The organism is Kribbella sp. WER1 (assembly GCF_054189145.1).
In genome coordinates this window covers 3,794,461-3,821,304 of sequence record NZ_CM135186.1, presented here as the reverse complement: position 1 = coordinate 3,821,304, position 26,844 = coordinate 3,794,461, and the positions used below count along the sequence as shown (strand labels likewise).

General features: G+C 69.6%; 17 protein-coding genes. 6 read left to right on the top strand and 11 right to left on the bottom strand.

Going from position 1 to position 26,844, the window contains the following annotated elements; translation table 11 throughout:
* Positions 1-231: 231 nt before the first annotated feature.
* Positions 232-9,990 (top strand): hypothetical protein, encoded by a 9,759-nt coding sequence (locus ACXJJ3_RS18410; protein WP_458172031.1) that lies wholly within the window; start codon positions 232-234, stop codon positions 9,988-9,990.
* Positions 9,987-10,511, top strand: coding sequence for a hypothetical protein (locus tag ACXJJ3_RS18405; RefSeq protein ID WP_458171404.1), 525 nt, complete (start codon positions 9,987-9,989; stop codon positions 10,509-10,511). The genes ACXJJ3_RS18410 and ACXJJ3_RS18405 overlap by 4 nt, the downstream gene beginning before the upstream one ends.
* Here the strand turns inward: ACXJJ3_RS18405 and ACXJJ3_RS18400 are convergent.
* A complete protein-coding gene (locus ACXJJ3_RS18400) occupies positions 10,491-13,058 on the bottom strand; it encodes a GNAT family N-acetyltransferase (RefSeq protein ID WP_458171403.1) in 2,568 nt (855 codons plus the stop codon). The genes ACXJJ3_RS18405 and ACXJJ3_RS18400 overlap by 21 nt on opposite strands.
* Positions 13,059-13,117: 59 nt before the next feature.
* Between ACXJJ3_RS18400 and ACXJJ3_RS18395 the strand changes: the two genes are divergently transcribed.
* Complete coding sequence (locus ACXJJ3_RS18395) at positions 13,118-13,570, top strand: GNAT family N-acetyltransferase (RefSeq protein WP_458171402.1); 453 nt, start codon at positions 13,118-13,120, stop codon at positions 13,568-13,570.
* Here ACXJJ3_RS18395 and ACXJJ3_RS18390 read toward each other — a convergent pair.
* From ACXJJ3_RS18390 to ACXJJ3_RS18375, 4 genes are all read right to left on the bottom strand, one after another.
* The gene (locus ACXJJ3_RS18390; RefSeq protein WP_458171401.1) at positions 13,545-14,171 is read right to left on the bottom strand and encodes a TMEM175 family protein; all 627 of its coding nucleotides are present in this window, start codon (positions 14,169-14,171) and stop codon (positions 13,545-13,547) included. The two genes, ACXJJ3_RS18395 and ACXJJ3_RS18390, sit on opposite strands and share 26 nt — an antisense overlap.
* A gap of 25 nt (positions 14,172-14,196) precedes the next feature.
* Positions 14,197-15,699, bottom strand: coding sequence for an arabinosylfuranosidase ArfA (gene arfA / locus ACXJJ3_RS18385; protein WP_458171400.1), 1,503 nt, complete (start codon positions 15,697-15,699; stop codon positions 14,197-14,199).
* A 98-nt stretch (positions 15,700-15,797) separates the two neighbouring features.
* The gene (locus tag ACXJJ3_RS18380) at positions 15,798-16,817 is read right to left on the bottom strand and encodes a LacI family DNA-binding transcriptional regulator (protein WP_458171399.1); all 1,020 of its coding nucleotides are present in this window, start codon (positions 16,815-16,817) and stop codon (positions 15,798-15,800) included.
* Between the two features lie 45 nt (positions 16,818-16,862).
* Positions 16,863-17,042 carry a hypothetical protein gene (locus ACXJJ3_RS18375; RefSeq protein WP_458171398.1) on the bottom strand — a complete coding sequence of 60 codons (180 nt, stop codon included), beginning with the start codon at positions 17,040-17,042 and terminating at the stop codon, positions 16,863-16,865.
* A 118-nt stretch (positions 17,043-17,160) separates the two neighbouring features.
* Between ACXJJ3_RS18375 and ACXJJ3_RS18370 the strand changes: the two genes are divergently transcribed.
* A complete protein-coding gene (locus ACXJJ3_RS18370; RefSeq protein ID WP_458171397.1) occupies positions 17,161-17,856 on the top strand; it encodes a glycoside hydrolase family 75 protein in 696 nt (231 codons plus the stop codon).
* Here the strand turns inward: ACXJJ3_RS18370 and ACXJJ3_RS18365 are convergent.
* A complete protein-coding gene (locus ACXJJ3_RS18365; RefSeq protein ID WP_458171396.1) occupies positions 17,822-18,856 on the bottom strand; it encodes an aldo/keto reductase in 1,035 nt (344 codons plus the stop codon). The two genes, ACXJJ3_RS18370 and ACXJJ3_RS18365, sit on opposite strands and share 35 nt — an antisense overlap.
* A gap of 143 nt (positions 18,857-18,999) precedes the next feature.
* Between ACXJJ3_RS18365 and ACXJJ3_RS18360 the strand changes: the two genes are divergently transcribed.
* The gene (locus ACXJJ3_RS18360; protein ID WP_458171395.1) at positions 19,000-20,034 is read left to right on the top strand and encodes an aminotransferase class V-fold PLP-dependent enzyme; all 1,035 of its coding nucleotides are present in this window, start codon (positions 19,000-19,002) and stop codon (positions 20,032-20,034) included.
* A gap of 20 nt (positions 20,035-20,054) precedes the next feature.
* The gene (locus ACXJJ3_RS18355) at positions 20,055-20,483 is read left to right on the top strand and encodes a MerR family transcriptional regulator (RefSeq protein ID WP_458171394.1); all 429 of its coding nucleotides are present in this window, start codon (positions 20,055-20,057) and stop codon (positions 20,481-20,483) included.
* A 24-nt stretch (positions 20,484-20,507) separates the two neighbouring features.
* Here the strand turns inward: ACXJJ3_RS18355 and ACXJJ3_RS18350 are convergent, their stop codons facing one another.
* From ACXJJ3_RS18350 to ACXJJ3_RS18330, 5 genes are all read right to left on the bottom strand, one after another.
* Positions 20,508-20,984, bottom strand: coding sequence for an SRPBCC family protein (locus ACXJJ3_RS18350; RefSeq protein ID WP_458171393.1), 477 nt, complete (start codon positions 20,982-20,984; stop codon positions 20,508-20,510).
* Positions 20,985-21,027: 43 nt separating this feature from the next.
* The gene (locus tag ACXJJ3_RS18345) at positions 21,028-22,176 is read right to left on the bottom strand and encodes a molybdopterin molybdotransferase MoeA (protein ID WP_458171392.1); all 1,149 of its coding nucleotides are present in this window, start codon (positions 22,174-22,176) and stop codon (positions 21,028-21,030) included.
* A 176-nt stretch (positions 22,177-22,352) separates the two neighbouring features.
* Positions 22,353-22,571 (bottom strand): formate dehydrogenase subunit delta, encoded by a 219-nt coding sequence (locus ACXJJ3_RS18340; RefSeq protein ID WP_458171391.1) that lies wholly within the window; start codon positions 22,569-22,571, stop codon positions 22,353-22,355.
* A complete protein-coding gene (fdhF, locus tag ACXJJ3_RS18335; protein ID WP_458171389.1) occupies positions 22,568-25,384 on the bottom strand; it encodes a formate dehydrogenase subunit alpha in 2,817 nt (938 codons plus the stop codon). The genes ACXJJ3_RS18340 and fdhF overlap by 4 nt, the downstream gene beginning before the upstream one ends.
* Complete coding sequence (locus tag ACXJJ3_RS18330) at positions 25,381-26,838, bottom strand: NADH-ubiquinone oxidoreductase-F iron-sulfur binding region domain-containing protein (protein ID WP_458171388.1); 1,458 nt, start codon at positions 26,836-26,838, stop codon at positions 25,381-25,383. Before ACXJJ3_RS18330 ends, fdhF begins: the two co-directional genes overlap by 4 nt.
* Between the last annotated feature and the right edge of the window lie 6 nt (positions 26,839-26,844).

Genomic DNA, 26,844 nt, shown 5'->3' with positions numbered 1-26,844 from the left:
TCGGCCGCCTCCACTGCTGATCGAGCAACTGAGCGTGCAGCCGCATCCGAAGCGCAGCACGTCGTCGGACGACGTGGAGCGGTACTCGGGGACGGGGCAAGCACCGGGCGGGTGGGGCCGGTGGAGGGCGAGGTTGTTGGACGGGGCGACAGGTTCCTGCCTGGGTGGTTGTTGGTGGGGGTGGAGGTTGGTCGGGCTGTTCTGAGTGCGGACGTACAGCAGGCAGCGGGTGTGGTTGATGTGGTGCAGGTGGGGGCGAGCCGGTACGAGGTGACGCGAGCAGACGGCCGCACCTTCGTCCTGCAGGTGCGGGTAGGGCCACTCGACGCGACAACAGTCGCGCAGTACGTCGCCGTGCCGAATGCCCCCGCCGAGGTGACGTTCTCCGACCGTATGTCCCTCGCGGAAGCCTCAGCCGTGGCAGCGCGCGTCCTGGCAGAGACCGCCGCCGCCACCCTCGACCCAACGCCCGCCCAACTGGCAGCCGCCGACGAGCACCCCACCCTCCGCCCCGACAGCGATCCAGCGCACGACCCGCTCCTGAAGGCCGAGGACCACGGTGCCCTCGCCGGGACCCGCGCTCTGGCAGCCGAACACGACGCCTCCGCCTCGATGACCCGCCGCCGCCACCTCCGCGGCCTGATGGCGAGCCTGATCGCCTCCATGAGCCTAGGCACCGAGCAACCCAACTCCGACCTCCTCCACACCCTCCTCACCCCCGACGACAGCGCGATCGCGCAACGTTTCGCTGACCGCCGCTCACCGAAGGACGACCGCGTCCCATCCCGCGCGTACGTCGTGAAGGCCGTCCGCGGCTCCGTCCTCTCGGCCGTACTGATCGGATCAGCCGGCTACGTCGCCACCGGCAGCGCCGTCACCGGCATCGCCCTCTCCGTACCGACCATCGTCAACTCCCTCGTCGGCGCCCTCACCGAACGCTGGCTGGACGGCCGCAAGGAAACCGGCAGACAACCCGCGTACGACGCCGACCGCGAAGTCCGCAACCGCCGCTACCCCGGCATGACCGGCCTCCTCGACGGCGCCCCAGCGGCCCCGCTGGACCAAGCCAAGATGCCCCGAGCAACACAACAGGCGCACTACCTGGTCCGCCACGCCGTACCTCTCCTCGCCGCGTCCGGCACCGCCGCGGCACTCACGATCTCCGGCATCCCCGCGATGTCCGCCGTCGTCGTGATCGGCATGTCGGCAGTCGCCAAGTCCCTGGCCGAGCGACTTGTCGACATGAAGAAGTTCGACTTCCGTCTCGGCCGCGTGAACAGCACCGTCCTCAACCAGCTCGCCGACCCGAAAGCCCTGCAGAACCAGCTCGTCGACCTCCTCCAGGACTACCGCACCCACATCGCCGACCTCCACGCCCTCCTCACCGGCACCACGCCCACCGCACCGCGCGCGACCACCGAACCCGAGACCTACGAATCACCCGGTACGCCGGGATTCGGCATCCAGGCGGGCGCCCAGGCGATCGACAACGTCACGGCCGCGGCCCGCCGCCTCCTCAGCCACCTCGCCGCGACCCAGAACCAGGCCCCGACGCAGAACCCGGCCCCGACGCAACACCTGGACGCGGTAACCCAGGCACTGGTGAACGCGGTCGGCCCGGCGGTCACCGGTCTGTTGCTGGGCGCGGTCGGCGACAAGATCTTCGTCAACCTCGAGGAGCGGGCCAGTGACGCGCAGAAGTTCTGGGATCAGGCCGAGCGCGACGCCGTCCGCGGCCAGGCGCTGGTCGACGTACTCACGGATCAGTTGCAGCAGGTCGACACCGCGCTCCGCGAACTCCATCAGTTGGCGGCTGCGCACCGAGGCGTCGACCTCGCCGATCGGATCGCGGACCGCGCGACGTTCCCGACCGCGCCGCAGTTGCCGGAGGGCGCGCGGCCGCCCGGGCAGTCGAAGTACTGGGTGTATCTGCAGCAGGTCGCGTTCGCGGCGATCGGTGCCGCGGGTGGCGTGCTCGTCCTGGATCAGGTCTTCGACCTCGACACGGTGAGCGTGGTCGTCACGCTGGCGGGCGCGGTGGGCGGCGTGACCGGTACGCCGGTCGCGCGGATGCTGTTCCGGCGCGCTGAGCTGCACCGGAAGGAGGTGAACGCGGCCGACCTCGCGAAGCAGACGATCGACCGAAGCGACCTGAACCGGCAGGCGGCGATCGGCAAGTACCTCGTCGCCCAGTTGCTCGACCAGATCCAGCAACTGCGCGACACCTTCCTCTCGTCGCCGACGGAGGTCCGCGCGGACGAGTACACGGACCGCGTGCGGGCCGCCGCTGAGCGCGCGTACGTCGACAACCTCACGACCACGGACCGCGTCGCGCAGACGCACCGGCTCGAGATGCTCGAACGCATCGACCACCTGGCGGCCGCGCTGGACGCGGAACCGTCCGACACTGCGCGATCCCGTCTCGAGCACGCAATCGCTTTGTACGAAGGGATTGCGGACGAGCACGGTACGCACAAGAAGTTCCCGGACCTCGGCCAGGTGTCGCCGGCTCATCGCGTGATCGGCGGTCCTACCGACCAGATCCGCGCCGGCGCCGCCCGGGCCCTCGCCCGGATGCTCGCCGAACCGGTCGGCAAACCGCTCCTCGAACAGCGCCTGATCGCCCTCGAGGAGATCGTGCGCGCGGCCGACGCCGTGGATGCACACGTCGCATCCGGTACGCCGGAGTCGCTCGCACACGTCCAGCAACACCTGGCGAACCGCATCGCCGCGTACGAGGAGCTGCTCGACCAGGCGGATCTCCCTGGCGGACTCCCACGCCCGGCAATCAGCCCTGCACCGCCGGTACTCGCGAAGGTCGGAGACACGCTCGGAATCGCGGTCACGGAGGCCGGCCTGGCCCGACCGGTCCCGGTCGAACTGGTGTCCGATCCGCAGGTGCTCGCCGCGGTGGAAGCCCGATGGGCCGAGCTGGTGCGGGACGGGTATCAGGTGCAGGTCACCGTGACGAAGGCCGCCGGGCGGCACGCGACGGTCGACTCGTTGGAGTACACCGTCGAGGTCACCGATCCGCACAGCACCGTGCCCTCGGAGACGCGTGACGTGTACGGTCCCGCCGACGTACGGCGGATCGCCGAGGAGATGATCACCGAACAGGACACCACCCCGGGCCGGCACCGGCCGACGTACCTGACACCGGCGCCGTACGACCCGTCCCTCGGTCCCGTCGCGGGCGAGGTCGTCTCGAACCAGACCGCGAACCGCGCCAGGTGGAGCTTCGGCGACCAGTCCGAGGTCGTCCTTGAACTGCACGAGGTCCTCCCACCTGAGGGCCTCGCGAACCCGCGCGGCAAGCCCGAGCCGCTACCACGGATCCCGCTCGACTGGGCATTCGCCCGGGACCGGGCCCGAGGTCTGATTCCGCCCGGTACGACGATCCCCGCGCCGGAGTTCGCGAGCCTGGAGCAACGAGTCCACGAGCTGATCGCAGACGGTCACGTGGTGCGACTCCGGATGCACGTCGCCAACGGCCACCTGACCCTCGACGCCCACGTCCAGCACACAACCTCCGGCAACAGCGCCGTACACCAGGACCTGTCCCTCCCCGACCTCCTACACGAACTCGAAGCCCCGCTCAGCGTCGCGGAAGTCGCCGTCCACACGGCCGTCGCAGCCCTCGACGCGATCCACCTGCAGGACGGCAGCATCCGCGTCACCACGCCCGACGGCCGCCAGGTAACCATCCCCGCCAAAACCCTCGAACGCCTCACCACCAACCTGACCCAGCCAGGCATCTCCCAAGCGACCCTCAACACCGAAGCCACCCGCCGAATCGCCGAACACCTAGCCCACCCAGCCACCCACCCCACCCCGAACACGCGCCGTGCGCCGGATGTGCGTCCCGCAGCGGACACGGAACGTGCGCTGGACACAAACCCCACGCCGGGCAATCGCTCCGTGCCGGATCCCCGCTCCGTGCCGGACGCTCGCCCTGCGCCGGATACACGACCCGCGGTGGGCGGCCGGTCCGCGGCGGATGCCGGACCCGCGGTGGACGGCCGGTCTGCGCGCTCGGCGGCTGATGTACTTCGTGCGGCTGCTCATCGGGTTGCTGCGGACGAGGTCGTCCGGCGTGCTGAAGAGCTTGCGCCGGAGCAGCCGCGTTCGGCGGCCACGAACGACGATCCAGGAAACTTTGGAAACGGTCGGAAAACGTATTCGCCGCAGGTCAAAGGCACCCGGTACGTCGCCAACGGCCGCGAAGCTGCAGACGGTCCGCTCACCACCGGCCGCGTGCTTGCCGCCGTCGCCGGCGTCCTCGCGTCCGACCTCGGCGGACTCGCCACCGGCGACCCCACCGTGCAACCAGCCGCGCACCCGACCGGGCCGCCCTCCGCGCAGCACCCCCTGCAACCCACCGGGCAGCACACCGGGCAACACACCGGGCAACACACCGGGCAACACAACGTGCAGCCCACCGGGCAGCCCTCCGTGCAGCACGACGTGCAGTCCAGTGCGCAGCCAGCCCTGCAGGACGGCGTGCAGGTCGTCGGACGGGTTGTTGTGCCTACCTCCGGCGGGGCGCAGCACTTTCGGGTGCAGGTTGGGGTGGTGCGCCGGGGGCGGCTGGCGGGGACTGAGGCGCGGGGTGGTACGGCGGAGGATCCGCACGTCGTCACCGTCTCCGCTGGGGTTGCCGACAGTCAGCTGACCCGGGTCTGGGTCCACGAGCTGAGTCACACCCTGCAAGAACTCCGCGCCCCGGATGGCGGTCCCCTCCGACGGCTCTGGCACCGCCTCACCGGCACCGGACCGAACGCGTGCGTTGATGCCCAGTACAACGAGTTCCGCTACCTCCAGCGCCGCTGGTCCGTCGCCTGGGGCCAAGAGCAACTACAGCTCCGCCAGGACATCGAAGGTCTCGTCAACGCGATCGCGAAGCGTGGTCACGTGCCGCCGACGCTGCCGTGGGACTCGCCGATCCCGCAAGACCCACGGGCCGAACTGAAGGCCGCGATCGCCCGCCAACTCACCGGCTTGGACGAGACCATCGCGGGGCTCAGATCTCTTGCCGACAGCAAGCATGCCGCTGCCGCAGAGGCGATCGCGGAAGCCCAGGAAGCCAGGGAAGATCTGGCGAAAGCTCAGAGTGCAAAGGACAACGGCGCGCTCGCACGCCAGCGCGAGGCGCAAGCGGAGGAGCAGAAGCGGACCGACCTGGCCGAGTGGCACGAAAAGATGGCCGCCAACTACGAGCAGGCATTGGCCAAGCTCACAACGGCCCGCGCCGGCTACACCCAACTCCTGCAGAACGCCGACACCGCCGCACCGCAGCGCCTCGTTGCCGAAGCGCACAAGTTTGCCGCGGAAGTCGCGGCGTACCAGACCGCCCTGCAAAGCATCGCCCCGCCGGCCGCAGCGCTGCCGAGCATGCATCCGACCGGCCGCCTGCCGCACCTGGCCGCGCTCACCGCTCGCCTCAACGCAACTCTTGTTGCCAACAACATCGACCAGGTCTTCACGACGGATCAGCTGCAGCAGCTGCTCAGCGCCGAGTTCGGACGAGCGCTCAGCAGTGATGGCGTCGTACTCCGGGTCGGCGACCGCGCCGAGCTCCGCATCAAGCTCTCCGTTGCCGAGCTGGTCGAGGTCCGCGACCCGAAGATCAAGGCGTCCGAGACCATGCACGGCGTCTTCCCGCAGGGCGGTCGGCGGCTTGCGACGACCGCGACGTCTAAGTTCGGCACGGCGTTCACCGTGCCGATGAAGGCGCTCCTGCAGCTGCTCGGTGCCGCCACCCACCAGCCGTGGCTCGGCGATCTCACGCTGAAGGGTGAACTCGACCTCGGTCGCAGCCGCAGCGTCACCGGGAACGCCGCCGAGTACGCGCAGCCCGGCGCCGTCGAGGACAACCGCGGCGAGTCCGTCCTGTACACCGGCAAGGCGACCTGGCACCTCGACGTACGGACCGATCGGGCGACCGGATGGTCGCGCACCGAGACGGTTGCGGAGAGCAACGACGAGCTGCGCGCCTGGGTCTCACACGCATATACGACCGCCGCCCAGCGCACCAACCAACGCCTCGACCTTGCGAACGGACGACTGCCCGCGCATGTGCTCTCCTCCGTCGAGGGCCTGGGGCAACTGACCGACGACGTGATCGACGCGAACGCGGACCGTCTCGCCAAGCTCGGCGCGGGCCGAGCCCAGGTCGAGGAGCAGCTGCACGCGGTCCTCAACAACGACCTCCCCGGCCGGCTGACCGACTCCACGGATCACGTGGTACTGCGACCGCTCACCGTCGACGGCAAGCCGGTCGGACACGTCGGCGTCAGCACGCGGATCCGGTACGAGAAGGTCGAGCTGGTCGGCGTGCAGAGTACAGAGCACTGGCAGGAGTCGGTGCGGATCGGGTTCAGCAGCACGAGCACCCAGCAGACGTTCGGCGCGTCCACCGCGGCATCGGCCAAGGCCGGGTACGACGGTGCGGCCGTCCACGACGTCGCGGCGGACGGCACGGACGTCGGCCCGAACGTCAGCGGCGGCCGGTCGGCGACCCGGTCGGACGGGCTGTCCGGAGGCGGTACGGCGATCCACGTCGGCGTGCAGCGGTTCACCGGGCCGACGCAGGCGTACCGGATGGTGCTGGAACATGTCGTCACCGTCGTACTGGACGGCAAGGCGGCGGTGGCGAACGGCGACAGTACGGTCGTCGCCCGGATCCGGGTGCGGGACGCGTACCGGCACGGGTTGCCCGTCGACGAGAATGCGGTGCACACCGGCGGCCGTACCGTCGACGGCGAGGTCGACGCGCAGGGCGTCGTACCCGGGCGGAAGCTGGAACTGCCCGCGTGGGCGACGGACTCGACAGGCCGATTGAACGCGGCGGGGCCGTGGAACCTGCAGGACGTCACCGGTGGACAGGCCGCGTTCGAGGCGATCGTCGGACGGCTCGCCGAGCGCGGGTTCGTACCGCCGCTGGACCGCAACGGTCAGCCGGATCTGGGCAAGCTCTCCACCGATCCGGTCGAACGGCATGCCCAGCTGCTCAACCTCGAGGAGCTCCGCGAGCAGCTGTCGACCGAGCGGCTCGAGGCCGGGTACGACGTCGCCGCCCGGGACGGGATCCTTGTCACGCTCACCCATGCCCGGACCGCCCAGCCGGTGCAGACCGTCGTCCTGCGGATCGGGATCGAGCAACACGCGGCGAAACCGGTGGGGGTCACCAACGACGAGGCGGTCGTCCGGCTCAACATCGGCTCCGAGACCGCCGGGCGGTCGATGTCCCGGACGAAGGTGTGGCCGTGGCGGGCCGATCCGCTGGCGATGAGTTCGGCCGAGGCGAAGGTGTCGCTCTCGTACGGGCGGCAGGCGCTCGGCCGGGCGGTCGCTTGGTTCACCGGCGGCACGATCAACCAGGTCACCCTGCTGGAGAGTACGTCGCCGGTCGCAGTGTTCGACGTACCGCACACGCTTTCCGTCAGCGAGGACAACGAGACCTTCCACACGAGTAGATCCGAGAGTGCGCGGGTGCTGATCGACGGCGACCTGCTGCCGTACGCCGAACCGCTGCCGGCGACCGCGCCGTCCGGGCCGGTACTGCCGTCCGTCCTGCAGCGGATGAACCTGCTTGCGCTCGGGTCCGCCGAGTTCGCAGCGAAGTTGCCCAAGGCAATCAGTTCCGAGGCGACCGCGCTGCAGCAGCTCGGCGTCTTCCTCAACCCGCGGAACCTGCTGGCACACCCGGAATGGACCGGCACCGGGTACCGCACGACGCTCCTCCTACCCGCGCTGGCCGGGGTCTCGCGGCGGATCGCGGTGACGCTGACCGGCCGGCTGCAGAACGCGCAGGTGGTTGCGGTGACCGAGGGTGTGAGCGGCGATATCAACCTCGCGCTCGGCAGTCATGGATCGGGGAAAGCGCGTTCGTACGGCGGCAGCGCGCAGGCGTCGGCCGGCGTGACGCAGGACGTCTCCGGTGGCGGGGCAAACGCCTCACTGGGTACGAACAGCTCGGTGTCGAAGTCGGACCAGGACATTTGGGGCGTCGAACGGCTGACGGTCGAGACCGGACGGCACTACGTGTTCACGGCCGACGCGGACCTGTCGCTTGCGGTCGGCAACAAGTCGTCGGAGGTGACTGCCGGGACCGTGTTCCAGCTCGCCGAGCGGGAGGCGCTGCGGTTCTATGCGCAGAACGAGCTCGCGCTTCCGCTGCAGCAGGTCGCCGACGCGGTCGAGCGGTTCCTGCACGGGGACCTGGAGCTGGATCGGCGGGCGGCGGTCGGCGTGGTGCGGCAGTACGTCGCCGATCTCGCAGCGGCCCGCCGGGGTGGGACGCCCGTTCCGGCGTTGTCGTCCGGGCACACCGTCGAGGCTCTGGCGGCGAAGCTGCGGCCGAGTCCGCGGCCGGTTCCGGGGTCGGCGGTGGACCGGTTGGCCAAGATCCTGCGGTTGCAGGCGCCGCCGAAGATCGCGCTGCCGGCCCATTACCAGGAGCATCTCGGGTTCAGCTTGATCGAGAGTACGGATCACGAGGTGCTGGCGGAGGTGTACGACGTACTGCGGTCCGAGTTCGGGGTGGATCCGGCGGCGGATCCGGCGTTCGCGCAGGCGTTGTTCGTGGACTTCGCCGGGAAGCGGTGGTGGGGTCGGCTGGAGGACATGCTCGGGCGCGGCGGGTTCGCGCGGAGCTATCCGGTCGGGCGGCCCGGGCAGTTGTCGGCGCAGCAGGTGACGGTGCGAGTCACGGCCGAGTTCGTCGACGAGGCGGAGCGGCTGGGGGAGGCCAAGGACGTCGTCGGGATCGTGCAGCGGTACCTGTACGGCGACCAGAGCCGGTCGACGAGCAGCGGCCGGTCGACCGGGATGGGCGCCGACGCGACGGTGGACGCGGCGCATTCGGGGGCCGCGAGTACGGCCCGGAGCGAGGGGACGGCGACCAGCGCCGGCGACCAGGTGACGCGGCTGGAGCGGATCGCCGGGTTCGACGGGATGACCCGGGTCCGGCGCGGGCTGCGGTTGCGGGTCGAGGTCGAACACGACTCGGCGGCGCCGACGCGGACGCCGCTCGGCCGGCGGGTGTCGCCGCGGTTGTCGGTGGCAACAAAGGTGCGGGAGATCTCAGGGAAGGTCGTCCAGCTGATGCCGACGGTTGCTGTCGGCAAGAACGTGGCGCCGCGGCCCGTCGTACGCGAGGAGGTGGAGCTGCCGTCGACGTATCACGTGGAGGGCGTCGGGCCGGCGGACGGGCGGGTGGATCTGCTGGATGCGGTGGCGTCGGCGTTGGCGGACAAGCAGTTCCTCGGCGCGGACGGCGTACGGCTGCATCGCGCGGAGTTGGAGAACAAGCTGTCGGCTTCGGCGCGGAACGCACAGTTCAGCCGGATGGCGTCGGCGGAGGGGTTCACGTTGGCGCCGCTCGAGGTGGCTGGGTCGAAGCAGGACACGGTGTCGGTGACGATCCGGGCACGGGTGTCGAGGGTCGAGGTGATCACCGAGCCCTTCGACGGCGAACTCGGCGAGGTCAACCGCCACCAGCAAACCACCACCCACTCCACCACCACTGGCCGCCTGCTGCCCACGACAAGCTCCGGCACGTACTCCGCCCTCGACGCCAGCGGCTCCGCAACCACCGGCGCCCAACTCACCGACACGACCACCGACGTCCGAGGCACCCGCACGGAACGCAGCCGCTTCGAAAAGAGCCAGCTGATCACCATCCGCACCCAGGTCACCTACGACCTGACCCTCACCCGAACCAGCCACAGCCTGCACATCCCCGAAGCCACCACCGGCCGCGCCTACCTAACCCTCCACACCCCAGACCAGGAGGCCCTCGTCCCGACCCCACAGACCCACCCCACGCCACCCCCACTTCCCACCATGCCCGCAGAGGATGGTGGAGGTGTGTCGCCTGCGGGTGGTGGGTGGCCGCGGTGGACGCCTGTTCATGGTGGGGCTGCTACCTTGCTCGCGTTTGAGCGGGCCAGGCGGCAGGCCGAGGAGAACCGACGGAGGTCCGAGTGAAGCAACTACCCGTCGCGCGCAGCCGCGACGAAGCTCGGCTGTACCTCGATCTGACTGCCTGCGACTGCGGCGCCATCGACGCCGACTGGCAGCACGCGACCGGGCTCGTGGACGAGCAGTTGGCGAGTATGTACGACGCGACCTGCCCTGAGTGCGGCGCGGACCGCGAGTACGCCTTCGCCCTTCCCGACCATGAATCCGCCGGCGAGTATCCGGACTTCGGCGGTGCCGAGCCGTCGGAGTTGATCGACCCCGGCCGGTGGCTCGCGCTGGCCGATCACCTGGCGGCGAACCTCCCCGCCGACGATCCCACGACTGTCGGAGAGGCGCTCCGGCTTGCGGTCGCGACCGTGGATGAGGTCCTCAAGTTCATCCCGCCCGGCGCCACCGCCGTACCCGCGGCTGCCTTCTGGTCCGCCGAAGGTCAAGCTATCTACACCGAAGACCCAGCCCGCTTCACCGGCGCTCGTCTAGAAATCATCCGCTCCACCTGGCGGCGTCTAGCGGCGGCGGAAGGCTAGCTGCGCGGTTTTGGTGGTGCCGTTGGGGTGGGCGATCTTTGCCTGCGGGCCAAGGATGAAGCCGCTTCGCTGGAAGCGTTCGATCGCCGGCGCATTCCGTACGTCCGGGTCCACCACGATCCGCGGGTTGCCGAGGTGTTCGAAGATGAAGGTCAGCAGTACCTCGATCAGCGTCCCGGTGAAGCCGGACCGAGCGTCCCCGGGCGCGACCAGCAGATGTACGCCGAGGTCGCCCGCCTCCACCTCGTACGATGCCCCGACCGGATCCGCCTGCGGGTCGTACGTCTGCAGCAACGCCACCGCCGCCCCGTCCACCCGAACCACATAGACATGATGCGTAGGCACCGAATCCAAGAACCGGTAAATCTCCCCGACCTCGTCCCGCGACAGCGACCGCATCCCCCAGAACGCAGCCCGCTCCGCCGTCACCCACTCGTGGATGAGCTCGAGGTCCCGCTCCGGATCCGCCTCCTCGACGCGGACCGCCCCGAAGCCGTCCACGGTCTGCTCGTAGCTGTGGTCTTCGCGGACGGCCTCGGCGTCGACGGGCGCGAGGGATCCCTTCAGCCACAGGGGAAGCTGGTCGTGGTGGTGCGGATCGCCGAGTACGCCGGACGCGCCGAGCGGCACGATCCACCGGCTGGCCGCGCGCTCCCCGACATCCCAGGCATACCGCGCCGCCGACGCCCGGATCGACACATCGGTCAGCCCAGGAAGGCTCGACGTCGACATCACGCAATGGTGATCGCCGGACAACGGGAGGTCGAACGGCTGCTCCCACGGCGCGAACACCGGACCGCGCAACGCGTGTAGCGGCGCAAGCTGATGCGTCTCGCCCCACGCCGGCCGCGGACTGTTGGCCGCGACTTCCTCCAGAGCCTCGCGAGCGAGCCATCCGACGTTGACCTCGGGGATCAGGTCCGTGGCCAGCAGGTTCTCCAGCGCGTACGACACGTGCGCCAGCGGGTCCATCCAGGGCGTGAAGACGTCCGCGACCTCGGCGTTCTCGAGCATCGTGAAGTGGTCGGTGAGGCGCGAGACAAGCGCCTTGCGGATCGCGGCGTACGACGACGCCGTCGTACTCGTCGCGTCCATGTGCCGGTCCCACGCGAGCAGCTCGTTGCGGAGGGCAACTGCCTGCGGGGAGAGGTCGTCCAGGCCGGCGAGTAGGTCGAGGACGGAGCCGGCCGAGCCGAGGTGCGTGTCCCGGTGGATGTCGGGCATGTCGTCGGCCGTCCAGTCGTTGCGGGCGTTCAGCAACGATCGGATCCGGTCCGCCCGGTACGGCGCGGCGAACTCGACGCCCAGCTCCGCCGCCAACTCGCGGGCGTTGGCCATCACTGCCGGCCCGTCGACCTCCGCGCGGGGCATCGCGTGCCAGCCGTCCCACTCGTGCCCGGGCTCCCAGGCCGGTACGACGCGCAGCATGTTGTCCCGCGCGCGCCGCGGTACGACGCCGGCCGTCCGGTGCAAGAGCCCGCCCGCGGTGTCGGCGGCGAGTACGACGTTCACCGGCTCGACCCAGTCGTCGAAGGCGGCGTCGACATCGGCCACGGTGGTTGCACGCAGCAACCGAGCCATCGCCTCGAACCCGAGCTTGCCGGTCACCCGCGGCGGATACCGCAGCGAGAACGCCTGAGTACCCGGCCCCGTGATCACCGGGCCGCGGTCGGTCTCGATCACCTCGACCTCGACCGGATCCCCGCCCGCGACCTCCACCACCTCGGTGTGCGCGGTGGCCGGCGACCATCCGTCCGGGCCGAGCGCTTCTACACGTGTAGCTGTCCGGCGGAGCTGTTCGGCGTACAGATCCTGGTAGTCGGACATCGCGTTCGTGATCGCCCACGCGACGGTCCCGGTGTGGCCGAAGTGCGCCAGGCCCGGGATGCCCGGAACGGCCAGGCCGAAGACGTCGTACTCCGGGCAGGTGAGCCGGATCTGCTGATAAACGCCGGGGTTCTCGATGTACCGGTGCGGGTCGCCGGCGACGATCGGCTGACCCGAGGCGGTGTGCGTACCGGGGATCAGCCACCCGTTGCTGCCGGCGCCGTGCGGGCCCTCGGACGAGAAGAGTTCGAGCGCGTCGTCCCCGAGGATCGACGCGACATGCGTCCGCCAGAACTTCGACGGGAACCCGGCGAACAGGATGTGCACGGTCAGCCAGATCCCGAGCGGCGCCCACGGCTCCCACTGCTGCGGCGTCAGCCCGGTCTCGGCGAACTCCGGCGCGCGCCGCGCCCCGCCCGCGAGCGCATGGTTCACCCCGTCGACGTACGCCGAGACCCATTCCTGCGTCTCGGTGTCGAGCGACTCGAAGCACGTCCGGGCAGTGTCCGCGAGCCGCGCCTGCCGCGCGAACACGTCCCACCCGACCGCCTCCACGCCGAGGAACGCGGCACTCGTCCCGAGGCAGCGCCGGCGCTCCAGTTCGAGCTGCCAGGCCCGGTCGCGTGCTGCGTTCACACCCTGCAGGTACGCCAACGCGAGCGGATCCCCGGCCTGCAGTTGCGGTACGCCGTACGCGTCCCGGAACACCCTCGCGTTCACAACATCCCCCCAGGTTAGGCTCGGCTAACTTCTGCGGCATCAATAGTAGGGTGCCGCCTGTGATCACCACGGTCGACGTCTCCGACCGCTCGCTCGCCGTGCGGTTGCTCGCGATCCAGCACGCCGCGTACGCAGTGGAGGCCAAGCTGATCGGGTTCGACGGGATCCCGCCGTTGCAGGAGGATCTACACGAGTTGATGGCCGCGCCCGAGCACTGGCTCGGCGTGTACGACGGGTCGCTGCTCGTCGGCGCGGTCGCCTACGAGTACCCGGACGAGCGGACCGTCGAGATCTCCCGGCTGATCGTGGATCCGGCGTACGCGCGGCGCGGGTACGGACGGGCGCTGCTCGACCGCCTCGACGAGCTCGAACCGCGGCCGGTCAGCGAGGTCTCGACCGGATCGGCGAACGTCCCGGCGGTGAACCTGTACACGTCCCGCGGGTACGCCGAGACCGGCCGCGTCGAAGTTGCCCCCGGCATCTACGTCACGCGTTTCCGTCGCGGGTCCTGACCTGCTCGAACCCGTAGTACAGCGCCAGCAGGAACACGATCACCAGCGTGAGCCGCGGCGAGACGAACGAGACCCCGATCGTCGCCGCGTAGATCACCGTACCGATCGAGTAGCGCAGCAGCGACTTGCGGATCTCGCTCTTCGACATGTTGTGCTCGACCAGGTGGTGCCGCAGGACGTACCACCAGATCAGGCTGAACGCGATCGCCGCCAGTGTCAGCGTCGCGCTGTAGACCGCGGCCGCGACGTGCCCGTTGCTCGTCTTGTCCTCGAGGTGCTCCGCGAACAGGCTGGTCGGGAACGGCAGCAGCGTGACCCACAGCAACAGCAGCAGGTTCAGGAACATCAGCCCGCGATCCGCGCGCTGGATCTGGCGGAACATCGAGTGGTGGTTGACCCACATGATGCCGAGGATCGCGAAGCTGGCCAGGTACGCCGCGAACTGCGGCCACTCGTGCAGCAACGCCGGCCACAACCGCTGACCCCCCTCGAGCACCGGAGCATGCAGCTCCAGCACGAGGAGGGTGATCGCGATCGCGAAAACGCCGTCACTGAACGCTTCCAGCCGAGTCGTCTCGGCGAGGTCGGACTGTGTACTCACGGGCACACAGTCTGAGCCAGCGACGTCAGTCCGTCGACAGAGAAAACGCTGTCCAGCTGATCGCCGGTAGCGTAACCACGAGCTTTCCGTCGACGAGCTTCGCCGACTCGAACGGCCGCGCGGTGACTCGGTCGGGAGTGGCGGCCGTGTTGGTGGCGTCCGGGTCGTCGTCGTGCACGATGACGGCCTCGGTGATCGCGGTCGCGGCACACCGGCTGAGGTCGATCGTCACCTCGACCGGGCCTTCGCTCGACCGGTTCACCGCGAACACGGACAGCCGGCCGTCGTCGTAGGTGGCGACGGCGTCGACCGCCGCGACCTCGCCGAACTTCGCGGTGGTCACGGTCGGCGAGTCGATCTCGACGCGCAGTACCTGACCGGCCGCGAGCCGGGAGGTGATCGCGAACGGGTGGAACGTCGGCTGCCGCCAGGCCGCGCCGCCTGGCTCGGTCATGATCGGCGCGATCACATTCGCGAGCTGCGCCAGGCAGGCGACGCCGACCCGGTCGCTGTGCCGCAGCAGCGAGATCAGCAGGTTGCCGACCACAACGGCATCGGTGACGTTGTACTCGTCCTCGATCCGCCGCGGGGCGACCTCCCATCGGTCGCCCGGCCCGTCGGTGCGGCGCGAGCGGTCGCCGTACCAGACGTTCCACTCGTCGAAGGAAATGCCGATCTTCTTGCTGCTCTTGAGTTCCGCGCCGACCGCGTCGGCGGTTGCGACGACCGAGTCGATGAAGTGGTCCATGTCCACCGCGGACGCCAGGAACGACGCGGTGTCGCCGTCGTCGTTGCCGTAGTACGCGTGGCAGGAGATGTAGTCGACGAACTCGTACGTCTCGCGCAGGACATCGCGTTCCCAGGTTCCGAACAGCGGCATCTTCGAGGATGACGATCCGCATGCGACCAACTGCAGGTCCGGTTCGATCATCCGCATCGCCCGCGCGGTCTCGGCCGCCAGACGTCCGTACTCCGCCGGCGTCTTGTGGCCGACCTGCCACGGCCCGTCGAGCTCGTTGCCGAGACACCAGAGCTTGATCCCGTACGGCGTCGCACCGTGTGACACGCGGAGATCCGACAGCGCCGTACCGCCGGGGTGGTTGGTGTACTCGAGTAGATCGAGCGCTTCCTGGACGCCGCGAGTGCCGAGGTTGATCGCCATCATCGGCTCGACGCCGGCCTTGACGCACCACTGGCTGAACTCGTCCAGGCCGAACTCGTTCGTCTCGACGCTGTGCCAGGCGAGGTCGAGCCGGCGCGGGCGCTGATCGCGCGGGCCGACGCCGTCCTCCCAGCGGTAGCCGGACACGAAGTTCCCGCCGGGGTAACGGACCACGGAGACGCCGAGCTCCCGCGTCAACTCCAGGACATCGTTTCGGAAACCGTTTTCGTCGGCGGTCGCGTGGCCGGGCTCGTAGATGCCGGTGTAGACGCACCGGCCCATGTGCTCGACGAACGTGCCGAAGGTCCGCCGGTTGACCGGCGCGACCCCGAAGGCGGGATCCAAGGTGAGGCTGGCAGACGGCACGAGCACTCCTTCTACATCGGTGTAGTACATCGGTGTAGAAGATCATCGGGCAGCACCCGCCCGAGGTCAAGAGCCGGGCCTCGGCCGCCCGTCGGGCGTCAGCCGGAGGTCGGCTGCGCTCCGGTCGACTCCCGCAGGTGAAGTTCGTACGGCGCGACGATCTCCGCGGGCGCCGCGTCGTCGCCGCCCAGCCGGCGGACCAGCAGTTCGACCGCGGTCCGGGCGATCTGAACCCGCCCGGCGTCGACCGTGGTCAGCGCCGGACTGCTGAACGCCGACTCGTCGATGTTGTCGAACCCGGCCACCGCAACGTCCTCCGGCACCCGCAGCCCACGACCGATCAACGCCCGCATCGCCCCGAGCGCCAACAGGTCGTTCAACGCGAACACCGCGTCGAACTCGACCCCGCGCTCCAGCAGTTCGTGCACTGCATCCGCACCGCTCGACCGCCGCCACGCCCCACCCGGTACGGCGAGTTCCGCCGCCACCGGTACGCCGTACTCGGCCAGCGTCGACGTGTAGGCGCCGTACCGGATGGCCGCCGTGCCGACCTGTTCGCCCGGGCGGACGCCGAGCACCGCGATCCGCCGGCGGCCCTGGTCGAGCAGGTGCCGGATCACCGCCTTGGTGCCGTCGACGTTGTCGATCATCACGTGGTCGACCGGGCCGTGGAAGATCCGCTCGCCGAGTAGCACCATCGGCGTCGAGGTGTTGAGTTCGTCGACGTCCTCCGGGCCGAGCCCGAGCGGGCTGTAGAGCAGCCCGTCGACGAGATGGCCGCGGGGGCGGGCGAGCGCGGACAGTTCGCGTTCCCGGTCGGCGCCGGTGGTCTCGATCATCACGGTCAGGCCGTGGTCGCCGGCGGCCTCGATGGTGGCGTCGGCGAGTTCGGCGAAGTACGGGTTGCTGAGCTCGGGGACGGCGAGCGCGATCACGCCGGTGCGCCCGGACTTGAGGTTCCGGGCCGAGATGTTCATCCGGTAGTCGAGCGCGTCGATCGCCGCGAGCACCTTGGTCCGGGTCTCCTCGCGGATGTACGGGTACCCGTTCATCACGTTCGACACGGTCTTCGGCGACACCCCGGCCGCGCGCGCGACGTCCCGCATCGTCACCGCCATGCCGTCACCATGGGCGTCACGGTAGTGCACGACGTACGGAGTGGGTCAGTCCTTGGGGCGGCGTGGGGGATTCGGCTGCGGACCGGCGGACGGTCCGCCCGGGTGGTCGGGGATGTCGGGCTCGTCGTCGTCGGTGAACTCGACGCCCTCCTCGCGGAGCGCGTCGTCGACCGCGGGATCCATCTCGTGACCGGGATGCGGCAGACCGGGCCTGTCGAAGCTCATGACACCCTCCCTGGCGAATCGTTGCCTATCACCACGATACGACTGTCAATAAGTAACCAATACCTGTAGTGTCGTTGGCGAAAACCTTCATCTTCCGTTCGCCCCACCGGAGGTTGCGATGGTTCGCCGTACGCTCGTGCTCTGCCTCGCCCTGGCCCTCACCGGGCTGATCGTCCCGCTCCAGCCGACGCAGGCCGCCGTCGAGGCCGGCCCGACCGCCGACCAGCTCCGCGCCCGCGCCTCCTGCGAGATGCAGCTCTCCAACGGCAAGTACGCGACCGACGAGGACGAACCCGCCACGGTCGCCGTCTGCAAGTCCGGCGACGCCGTGCACTGGACCGCCGACCTCGACATCGACTGCGACGGCCAGCAGACCACCCAGTGCAACAAGAGCACCGACCCGGACTTCCAGAACGACACCTCGTTCCATCAGTCCGACGACCAGCCACTGAACTCGGCCGGCCTCCCGTTCATCGTCGTCCCGCTCCCGAGCTCCCTCTGGCGCTACCCCGACTCCGGCATCACCGGCGGCACCGTCGCCGCGGTCGTCTACCAGGACAAGGTCGCGTACGCCGTCGTCGGCGACGAGGGCCCCACCGGCATCATCGGCGAAGGCTCGTACAAACTCGCCCAGCAACTCGGCATCAACCCCGACCCCTCCTCCGGCGGCGTCGACGGCCCAGTCGTCACCTACATCCTGTTCCCCGGCATAACAGCGACCCCGATCGAGAACACCGCCGACGCCGTCAGCAAGGGAGAAGCGGCCGCGAACGCCTTCGTCAGCGGTCGGACAGTGGGCGGCGCCATTGGGTGATGTCGGTGATTGATTGGGGTTGCCAGGCGGCGTCGGCGCGGTAGAGGTCGGTGCCGGGTGGGACGATTTCGTCGATGCGGTCGAGGGTTTTGTCGTCGAGGGTGCGGTCGGCGGCGTTGATCAGGCCGTTGAGTTGGTCCAGGGTGCGCGGGCCGGTGATCACCGAGGTGACGGCGGGGTGGGACGTCACGAACGACAGTGCCAGTTCGGGCAGCGTCGTACCGATGCTGTCGGCAACCTCCACCAGTTGCTCGACGGCGTCGTACTTCGCCGCGTTCGCGGGGAGGGTCGGGTCGAAGCGGTCTGGGGCCATTGCGGCGCGGGTGGAGTCGAGGGGCTGGTTCTTGCGGACCTTGCCGGACAGGAAGCCGAAGGCGAGTGGGCTGTACGTCAGCACGCCCATGCCGAGGCGGCGGCTGGTCGGGAGCACGGAGCGTTCGATGCCGCGGGCCATCATCGAGTACGGCGGCTGGTTCGTCCGGAAGCGGCCGTAGCCGCGGCGGTCGGACACGTGGTACGCCTCGACGATGTCCTCGGCGGGGAACGCCGAGCAGCCGAACGCGCGGATCTTGCCGGCGCTGACCAGGTCGCTCAGTACCCAGAGCGTCTCCTCGATATCGGTGGTGTGGTCCGGCCGGTGGATCTGGTACAGGTCGATCCAGTCGGTGCCGAGGCGGCGCAGGCTGTCCTCGACCGCGCGGGTGATCCAGCGGCGCGAGTTGCCGCTCCGGTTCCGTCCTTCGGTGAACGGGAAGTGCACCTTGGTCGCCAGGACGACGTCGTCGCGGCGGTCCTTGAGCGCCTTGCCGACAATCACCTCGGACTCGCCCGCGGAGTACATGTCCGCGGTGTCGACGAAGTTGATCCCCTGGTCCAGTGCGGCGTGGATGATCCGGACGCAGTCGTCGTGGTCGGGATTGCCGACCGCACCGAACATCATCGCCCCGAGGCAGTGGGTGCTGACCTCGATCCCGGTCCCGCCCAGCATGCGGTAACGCATCTCTTGTCACTCCTTCGTATCGGAGCCCCGACGCTAGGAGCTAGAGCGCTGTCTAGGTCAACCCTCTTTGGGCACCCACCAACCGTTTCGAGACCGGGAGAGTGGTTGGTGGGTGCTCAAAGAGGGGTCCGTAAGGTGAGGGGATGCAGATCGCGGAGCTTTGGGAACCGGAGGCGGGCTGGCTGAACACCGCGTCGTACGGGCTGCCGCCGCGGCCGGCGTGGGAGGCGTTGCAGGCGGCGTTGGCGGACTGGCGGGTGGGTGCGACCAACTGGGAGCCGTGGGACGAGTCGACGACGCGGGCGCGGGAGTCGTTCGCGCGGCTGATCGGGGCGCAGGCGGCGGACGTGTTCGTCGGGAGCACAGTGTCCGCGGCGGTCGCGCCGATCGCGAACGCGCTGCCGGACGGCGCGAAGGTGCTGACCGACAACGTCGAGTTCACGTCGAACGTGTTCCCGTGGCAGGTGCACGCGGACCGCGGCGTCCAGGTGGTTGCCGTACCGTCCGCGGAGCTGGTCGCGTCCATCACGCCCGGGATCGACGTGGTCGCGGTGAGTGCGGTGCAGTCGTCGACCGGCGACGTCCTCGACCTCCCCGCGGTAGTTGCCGCGAGCAAGCAGATCGGCGCGCTCGTGGTGCTCGACGCGACTCAGGCGGTCGGCTGGCACCCGCTCAGCGTGGACGGCGTGGATGCGCTGATCGCCCACAGCTACAAGTGGTTGATGTCGCCGCGCGGCGCGACCTTCGGGTACCTGTCGCCGCGGTTGCAGGAGCGCTGCCGCCCGTCGGCCGCCGGGTGGTACGCCGCCCGCGACGTGCACGGCTCGTACTACGGACCGGCGATGGAGCTCGATCCGGGAGCGCGGCGGTTCGACCAGTCGCCGGCGTGGTTCAGCTTCGTCGGGGCGGCGCCCGCGCTGGAGCTGGTCGAGCAGATCGGCGTCGACACGATCAACCGGCACAACCTGGAGCTGGCGAACGAGTTCCGCGCCGGGCTCGGGCTGCCGCCGTCGAACAGCGCGATCGTCAGTACGGAGCTGCCCGGCGCGCAGGAGGCGTTCGCCGCGGCGGGGATCCGGGCCGCCGTACGGGACGGGAAGCTGCGGGCGTCGTTCCACGTCTACACGACACGGGCCGACGTACAGCAGGCGTTGTCGGCGTTGAAGCCGCTGATCTAGTGCGGGGTTAGGGTGCGGACATGGGTGGACTGAGTATCGGGCAGGTGGCGGAGCGGACCGGGCTGAGTGTGCACGCGCTGCGGTTCTACGAGCGCGAGGGCCTGCTCGCCGATCAGGTACGACGGGAGTCGAACGGGCGGCGCGTCTACACCGAGGACGACGTCGAGTGGCTGGACATGTGCATCAAGTTCCGCTCGTCCGGGATGCCGCTGGACACGATCCGCAAGTACACGGACCTGGTCCGGCAGGGTCCCGGCAACGAGGCGGACCGGCTCGCGTTGCTGAAGAGCCACCAGGACTACGTGGCCGCGCAGATCGCCGAGCTCAACGAGTGCATGAACGTGATCACCTGGAAGGTCGACATCTACCAGCAGCACGTCGACGCGGGGACCGCCGACTGTCTGTGGACTACGCCGCCCGCGCAGGCCGAGAAGAGCGAAGCCTCCTGATTTGCCGGGTGCTCTCGGCCGAGGTCAGAGTGCGGACTCCATCGCGGCGAGTGTTTTCCGCATGTTCGCGGCCAGTTCGTCGAGGCGGCCCTGGATGATCTCGGCGGCGCGGTCCGGGTTCTTGCCGACGCCCAGCCGTAAGCCGCTGTCGCCCGGTCCGTGCGTGAAGGTCTGCCGGACAAGGGTCGAGTCGCCGCGGGCCTCCAGCTCGTAGGTCCAGTTCGCCAGCGGGGCCTCCTCGCCGCCATACACGTTCCAGCCGAACCGCTTCGGCACCTCGAAGGCGGTGACGCTACACGTGACATAGGTTTCCAGGCCGTTCGGAAAACGGTTTCGTGCCTCGAAACGGACGGCGGGCTCCAGCCAGGCGCCGTAGTAGCACTCCGGGCTCCACTCGCCGTACCGGTCGATCGCGGTGATCCCTGCCCAGACGGTGCTGGCCGGCAGCTGCATCAGTACCTCGACACCGGTGGTCGCACCGGTCACTCCGTAGTCATTCATGCCCGGTACGTCGGACGTGCCGCGACAGGCTCGACATTTCGGGTCAAAAGATCCACGGGCGGGCGCCCGGGTCGATCGGGAGCAGCCGGGCGGCGATCGCCTCGGACGGGCCTGGAGCGACCACGGCGAGGGCGTCGGCGACGGCCGGGCCGCGGAGCATGGCGGCGCCGTCGTGGCCGACCGGTACGGCGCCCTGCGGGGTGCGGCGGATCGGGACGAGTCTCGTGTTGGTCGGGTGACAGGTGATGCCGCCCGGTACGGCGATGTTCGCGAGCGCGGGGAGGGCGAGCCCGCGCATCCGGGTGATCGCGGCGACGCCGAGGGTCAGGAACGCGACGAGCGCGGCGTGCGGGTTGCCGGGGAGGCCGAGGACGAGACGGCCGTCGGGGAGCTGGGCGAGCGCCTGGGGATGACCGGGGCGGCAGGCGACACCGTCGACGATCAGCTCGGCGTCGAGGTCCGTGAGTACGGCGCGGAGGTGGTCGGCCGGCCCGGCGGCGGACGAGCCGGAGACGAGGACGAGGTCGGCCTCGGTGTCCTTGAGGGTGTTGACCAGGGCGTCGCGGTCGTCGCCGAGGTGGGTGAGCGGTCCGTTGTGGGCGCCGGCGCGGGTGATCAGCCCCGGCAGCATCGGGCCGATCGCGTCGCGGATCCGGCCGGGGGAGGACGGGCCGCGCCGGACGAGTTCGTCGCCGGTGATGACGGCCGCGACGGTGGGGTGCGGGACGACCGTGAGGCGGTTCAGGCCGACGGTCGCGGCGAGTCCGAGGACGGCCGGGTCGACGACGATGCCTGCCGGCAGCAGCTGGTCGCCGGGCTTGCACTCCTCGCCTGTCCGCCGGATGTGCCGTCCCGTCTTCGCTGGTCCTTCCAGTCGGTCGCCGTTCACGACCGCATCCTCGGACCGTACGACGGAGGTCGCTCCCGCCGGGACCGTCGCACCGGTGACGATGCCGGTCGCCTCGCCGTCCTCCAGCGCGCCCGGATCCGCGCTTCCGGCCGCGACGTGTCCGACGATCCGCCACGGCCCGTCCCCGCGGACGGCGTACCCGTCCATCGCCGACCGATCCACGGCTGGTACGGCGACGGGCGCGACGAGCGGGGTGCCCAGCACGCATCCGTCGGCGTCCGCCAGCTCCCGGGAAACCACCCGCCCCGGCCGCGCGACCGCAAACGCCAACTGCCGAGCCACATCCCACTCGACGGCATCGCGCCTTCGACGCGCGCGTATCTCCCCGGGCCTGTCGTCCACACCCCCACCCTCTCCAACCCCCAGCCGCTTGTCGAACCGGCCCGACACCTCCTGCTCACCCGCGCGGCGAGCGAGCTCCTCTCCGGGTAACGCCGTGTGTGGTTCGCCGGGCTGGGTCACGGGGTTTGGAGTTGCTGGGCGGCGAGGGCTGCGGTGGGGGTCAGGTCGGTGGCGCCGGAATTGGCGTGGGCGATGAGGGCCTGTTTCATGCGGGGGTCCCAGACCGCGTTCATGTGGTTGGCGATCGCGGTGGCAGCCTCCGTGGGGGAGCGGTGGGCGAACTGGGCGGCGATCTCGTTCGCCAGTCGCACGTACGGCGGCACCCCGACGGTCATCGTTTGCCCCCAGCAACTACCGCCTCGGACTCGACTGCGACGGGCGACGGGACCAGGTCGACCTGGACAGCCGTGACCTTGTACTCGGGGCAGTTGGTGGCCCAGTCGGAGTTGTCGGTGGTGACCACGTTCGCGCCGCTCACCGGGTGGTGGAACGTGGTGTAGCAGACCCCGACCGGCATCCGGTCGGAGATCTTCGCGCGGAGTTCGGTGCGCCCCACCCGGCTGGAGAGCGCGACCAGGTCGCCGTCCGTCACGCCGCGAACCTCGGCGTCGTGGGGATGGATCTCCAGCACGTCCTCGGCATGCCACGCCACGTTCGCGGTCCGCCGCGTCTGCGCACCGACGTTGTACTGCGACAGGATCCGCCCGGTCGTCAGGATCAGCGGGTACTTCCGCGTCGACCGCTCCGACGTCGGCACGTACACGGTCTCCATGAACCGTCCCTTGCCGCGGGTGAAGTCGTCCTCGTGCATGATCGGCGTGCCGGCCGGATGCGCCGCGTCGCACGGCCACTGGATCGAGCCGAGCTCGTCGAGCCTGCCGAACGAGACGCCGGCGAACGTCGGCGTGGTGAGCGCGATCTCGTCCATGATCTGCGCGGCCGAGTCGTAGTGCATCGGGTATCCCATCGCCTGCGCGATCTCGCAGACGATCTCCCACTCCTGCTTCCCGGTCCGCGGCGCCATGATCGGCCGTACCCGGTTGATCCGCCGCTCGGCGTTCGTGAACGTCCCGTCCTTCTCCAGGAACGATGTCCCCGGCAACAAAACGTGCGCGAACTTCGCGGTCTCGTTGACGAACAGGTCCTGGACGACGAGCAACTCCAGCGCGCCGAGCGCGGCGAACACGTGCTGCGTGTTCGGATCCGACTGGGCGATGTCCTCGCCCTGCACGAACAGCGCCTTGAACGACCCGTCGATCGCCGCGTCGAACATGTTCGGAATCCGCAGTCCGGGCTCGTTCAGGATCGGCGTACCCCAGAGGTGCTCGTAGACCGACCGTACGTCGTCGTCCGACACGTGCCGGTATCCGGGCAGCTCGTGCGGGAACGAACCCATGTCGCACGATCCCTGCACGTTGTTCTGCCCGCGCATCGGGTTCACGCCGACGCCAGGGCGGCCGATGTTGCCGGTCGCCATCGCGAGGTTGGCCATGCCCATCACCATCGTGGAGCCCTGGCTGTGTTCGGTGACGCCGAGGCCGTAGTAGATCGCCGCGTTCCCGCCGGTCCCATACAGCCGGGCCGCCGCGCGGATCGTCTCCGCCGGGACGCCGGAAATTTCGGAAACTGTTTCCGGGCTGTGTTCCGGCTGCGCGATGAACCGTTCCCAGGCCTCGAAGTCCTCGCACCGGCTGTTCACGAAATCGCGGTCCACCAGGCCTTCGGTGACCACCACGTGTGCGAGTGCGTTGACGATCGCGACGTTCGTCCCGGGCGCGAGCTCCAGGTGGTACGCCGCCTCGACGTGCGGCGAGCGCACCAGGTCGATCCGCCGCGGGTCGATCACGATCAGCTGCGCGCCCTGCCGGAGCCGCTGCTTCATCCGGGACCCGAACACCGGGTGCGCGTCGGTCGGGTTCGAGCCGATCACCAGGATCACGTCCGCCGCGTCCACGGACCGGAAGTCCTGAGTGCCGGCAGATTCCCCGAACGTCTGCTTCAGCCCGTACCCGGTCGGCGAATGGCAGACCCGCGCGCAGGTGTCGACGTTGTTGTTTCCGAACACGGCGCGCACCATTTTCTGGACCGCGTACACCTCTTCGTTCGTGGTCCGCGACGAGGTGATCGCGCCGATCGAGCCCTGGCCGTTCGCGGCCTGGATCTCCCGCAGCCGCCGCGCGGTGAACGTGATCGCCTCGTCCCAGGAAACTGTTCGCCACGGTTCCGAAAGCGTGTTCCTGATCATCGGCTCGAGCACCCGGTCGGGGTGGCTCGCGTACCCGAACGCGAACCGGCCCTTCACACACGAGTGCCCCTCGTTCGCACCGCCGTTCTTGTACGGGACCATCCGGACCAGCTCGTCGCCGCGCAGCTCGGCCTTGAACGAGCAGCCGACCCCGCAGTACGCACACGTCGTCAGCACGGTCCGTGTCGGCATCCCGAGCTCGACCACGGACTTCTCCTGCAACGTCGCGGTCGGGCACGCCTGTACGCACGCCCCGCAGGACACGCAGTCCGACTCGAAGAACGGTACGCCGGCACCGGCCGCGACCTTCGAGTCGAAACCGCGCCCCTCGATCGTCAACGCCAGCGTGCCTTGGACTTCGTCGCAGGCGCGGACGCAGCGGGAGCAGGCGATGCACTTCGACGCCTCGAAGTCGAAGTACGGGTTGGACGAATCGGTCGGCGCGTCCAGGTGGTTCGCGCCGGCCTCGGCGCCGGAGCCGTACCGGACCTCGCGGAGGCCCGTGACGCCGGCCATGTCCTGCAGTTCGCAGTCGCCGTTCGCGGAGCAGGTGAGGCAGTCGAGCGGGTGGTCGGAGATGTACAGCTCCATCACGCCACGGCGGAGTTTCCCGAGCCGCTGGTTCTGGGTCCGGACCACCATGCCGTCGGCGACCGGTGTTGTACAGGAGGCCGGAGTACCTTTCACGCCGTCGATCTCGACCACGCACAACCGGCACGACCCGAACGCCTCCAGGTTGTCGGTCGCGCACAGCTTCGGTACGTCGACGCCCGCCTGCTTCGCGGCCCGCAGTACCGACGTACCGGGCGGGACCTGGACCGCGACCCCGTCGACGGTCAGCGTGATCGTCGCCGGACCGGGTCGTTCCGGCGTTCCGAAATCGGGTTCCTTGAGCAGGGTCATGCCTGGAAGTCCTCTCCGAAGTGGCGGACGGCGCTGCGGACCGGCATCGGGGTGAGGCCGCCCATCGCGCACAGGGAACCGTCGGTCATCAGGTCGCACAGGTCCTCGAGCAGCACCAGGTTCCGTTGCCGGTCGGTGCCGGCGGCGATCCGGTCGACGGTTTCGACACCGCGGACCGCGCCGACCCGGCACGGCGTGCACTTGCCGCACGACTCGGCCGCGCAGAACTCGAACGCGAACCGCGCCATCGCGGCCATGTCCACGGTGTCGTCGAACACCACGATCCCGCCGTGCCCGACCATCGCCCCGGCGGCCGCGAACGCCTCGTAGTCCATCGGCAGGTCGAACTGGTCGACCGGCAGGTACGCGCCGAGCGGCCCGCCGACCTGGACGGCTCGCACCGGGCGCCCGGACGCCGTACCGCCGCCGAAGTCGTTCACCAGCTCGCCGAGGGTGATTCCGAAAGCGGTTTCCGCGATTCCGCCGCGGGCGACGTTCCCGCCGAGCTGGAAGACACTGGTACCGCGGGAGCGCCCGACCCCGTACGCCGTGTACGCGGCGGCGCCGTCCGCGAGAATCGCCGGAACCGTTGCCAACGACAACACGTTGTTGACCACCGTCGGGCGGCCGAAAAGCCCTTGTAGTGCAGGGATCGGTGGCTTGGCGCGGACCATGCCACGTTTTCCTTCCAGGCTTTCCAGCATGGAGGTTTCCTCGCCGCAGATGTACGCGCCGGCGCCGACCCGGACGTGCAGGTCGAAGCCGAACCCTGCGCCGAGCACGTCCGGCCCCAACCAGCCAACCTCCCGGGCCCGCTCGATCGCAGCCCTCAAGGTCTCGACCGCGTCCGGATACTCCGACCGCAGGTAGACGTACCCTTCCGCGGCACCGACGGCGTATGCCGCGATCGTCATCCCTTCGATGAGCGTGAACGGGTCGCCCTCGATCAGCATCCGGTCCGCGTACGTGCCGGAGTCGCCCTCGTCGGCGTTGCAGCACACGAACTTCAGGTCGGCGTCGGCGTCGATCACGGTCCGCCACTTGATCCCGGTCGGGAAGCCTGCGCCACCACGCCCGCGCAGCCCGGACTCGACCACGCTCTCGACGACCTCACCCGGCGGCAACGCCAACGCTTTCCGCAATCCGCGCAGACCGCCGTACGTCTCGTAGTCGGCGGTCGACAGCGGATCCACCACCCCCACCCGCGCAAACGTCAACCGCTGCTGCCGCCGCATCCACGGCAGCTCCTCCACCGGCCCGAGATATGGCCCAACCTCAGCCCCCGCCAGCATCCCGCCGGCCACCAGTCCGTCCACGTCCTCGACCGCGACGGGCCCGTACCCGACCCGCCCGTCCGCCGTCTCCACCTCCACGAGCGGCTCCAGCCACAACATCCCCCGCGACCCGGTGCGGACCACCTCCACTCCGTCCACCAGACCAAAACGCTCAGCCACCTCGTC

What these genes read in the sequence shown, in the direction of transcription:
- ACXJJ3_RS18380 (WP_458171399.1), bottom strand. Translation starts at nt 16,817, where the DNA reads ATGGCGGTGACGATGCGGGACGTCGCGCGCGCGGCCGGGGTGTCGCCG.
- ACXJJ3_RS18375 (WP_458171398.1), bottom strand. Translation starts at nt 17,042, where the DNA reads ATGAGCTTCGACAGGCCCGGTCTGCCGCATCCCGGTCACGAGATGGAT.
- ACXJJ3_RS18370 (WP_458171397.1), top strand. Translation starts at nt 17,161, where the DNA reads ATGGTTCGCCGTACGCTCGTGCTCTGCCTCGCCCTGGCCCTCACCGGG.
- ACXJJ3_RS18365 (WP_458171396.1), bottom strand. Translation starts at nt 18,856, where the DNA reads ATGCGTTACCGCATGCTGGGCGGGACCGGGATCGAGGTCAGCACCCAC.
- ACXJJ3_RS18360 (WP_458171395.1), top strand. Translation starts at nt 19,000, where the DNA reads ATGCAGATCGCGGAGCTTTGGGAACCGGAGGCGGGCTGGCTGAACACC.
- ACXJJ3_RS18355 (WP_458171394.1), top strand. Translation starts at nt 20,055, where the DNA reads ATGGGTGGACTGAGTATCGGGCAGGTGGCGGAGCGGACCGGGCTGAGT.
- ACXJJ3_RS18350 (WP_458171393.1), bottom strand. Translation starts at nt 20,984, where the DNA reads ATGAATGACTACGGAGTGACCGGTGCGACCACCGGTGTCGAGGTACTG.
- ACXJJ3_RS18340 (WP_458171391.1), bottom strand. Translation starts at nt 22,571, where the DNA reads ATGACCGTCGGGGTGCCGCCGTACGTGCGACTGGCGAACGAGATCGCC.
- fdhF (WP_458171389.1), bottom strand. Translation starts at nt 25,384, where the DNA reads ATGACCCTGCTCAAGGAACCCGATTTCGGAACGCCGGAACGACCCGGT.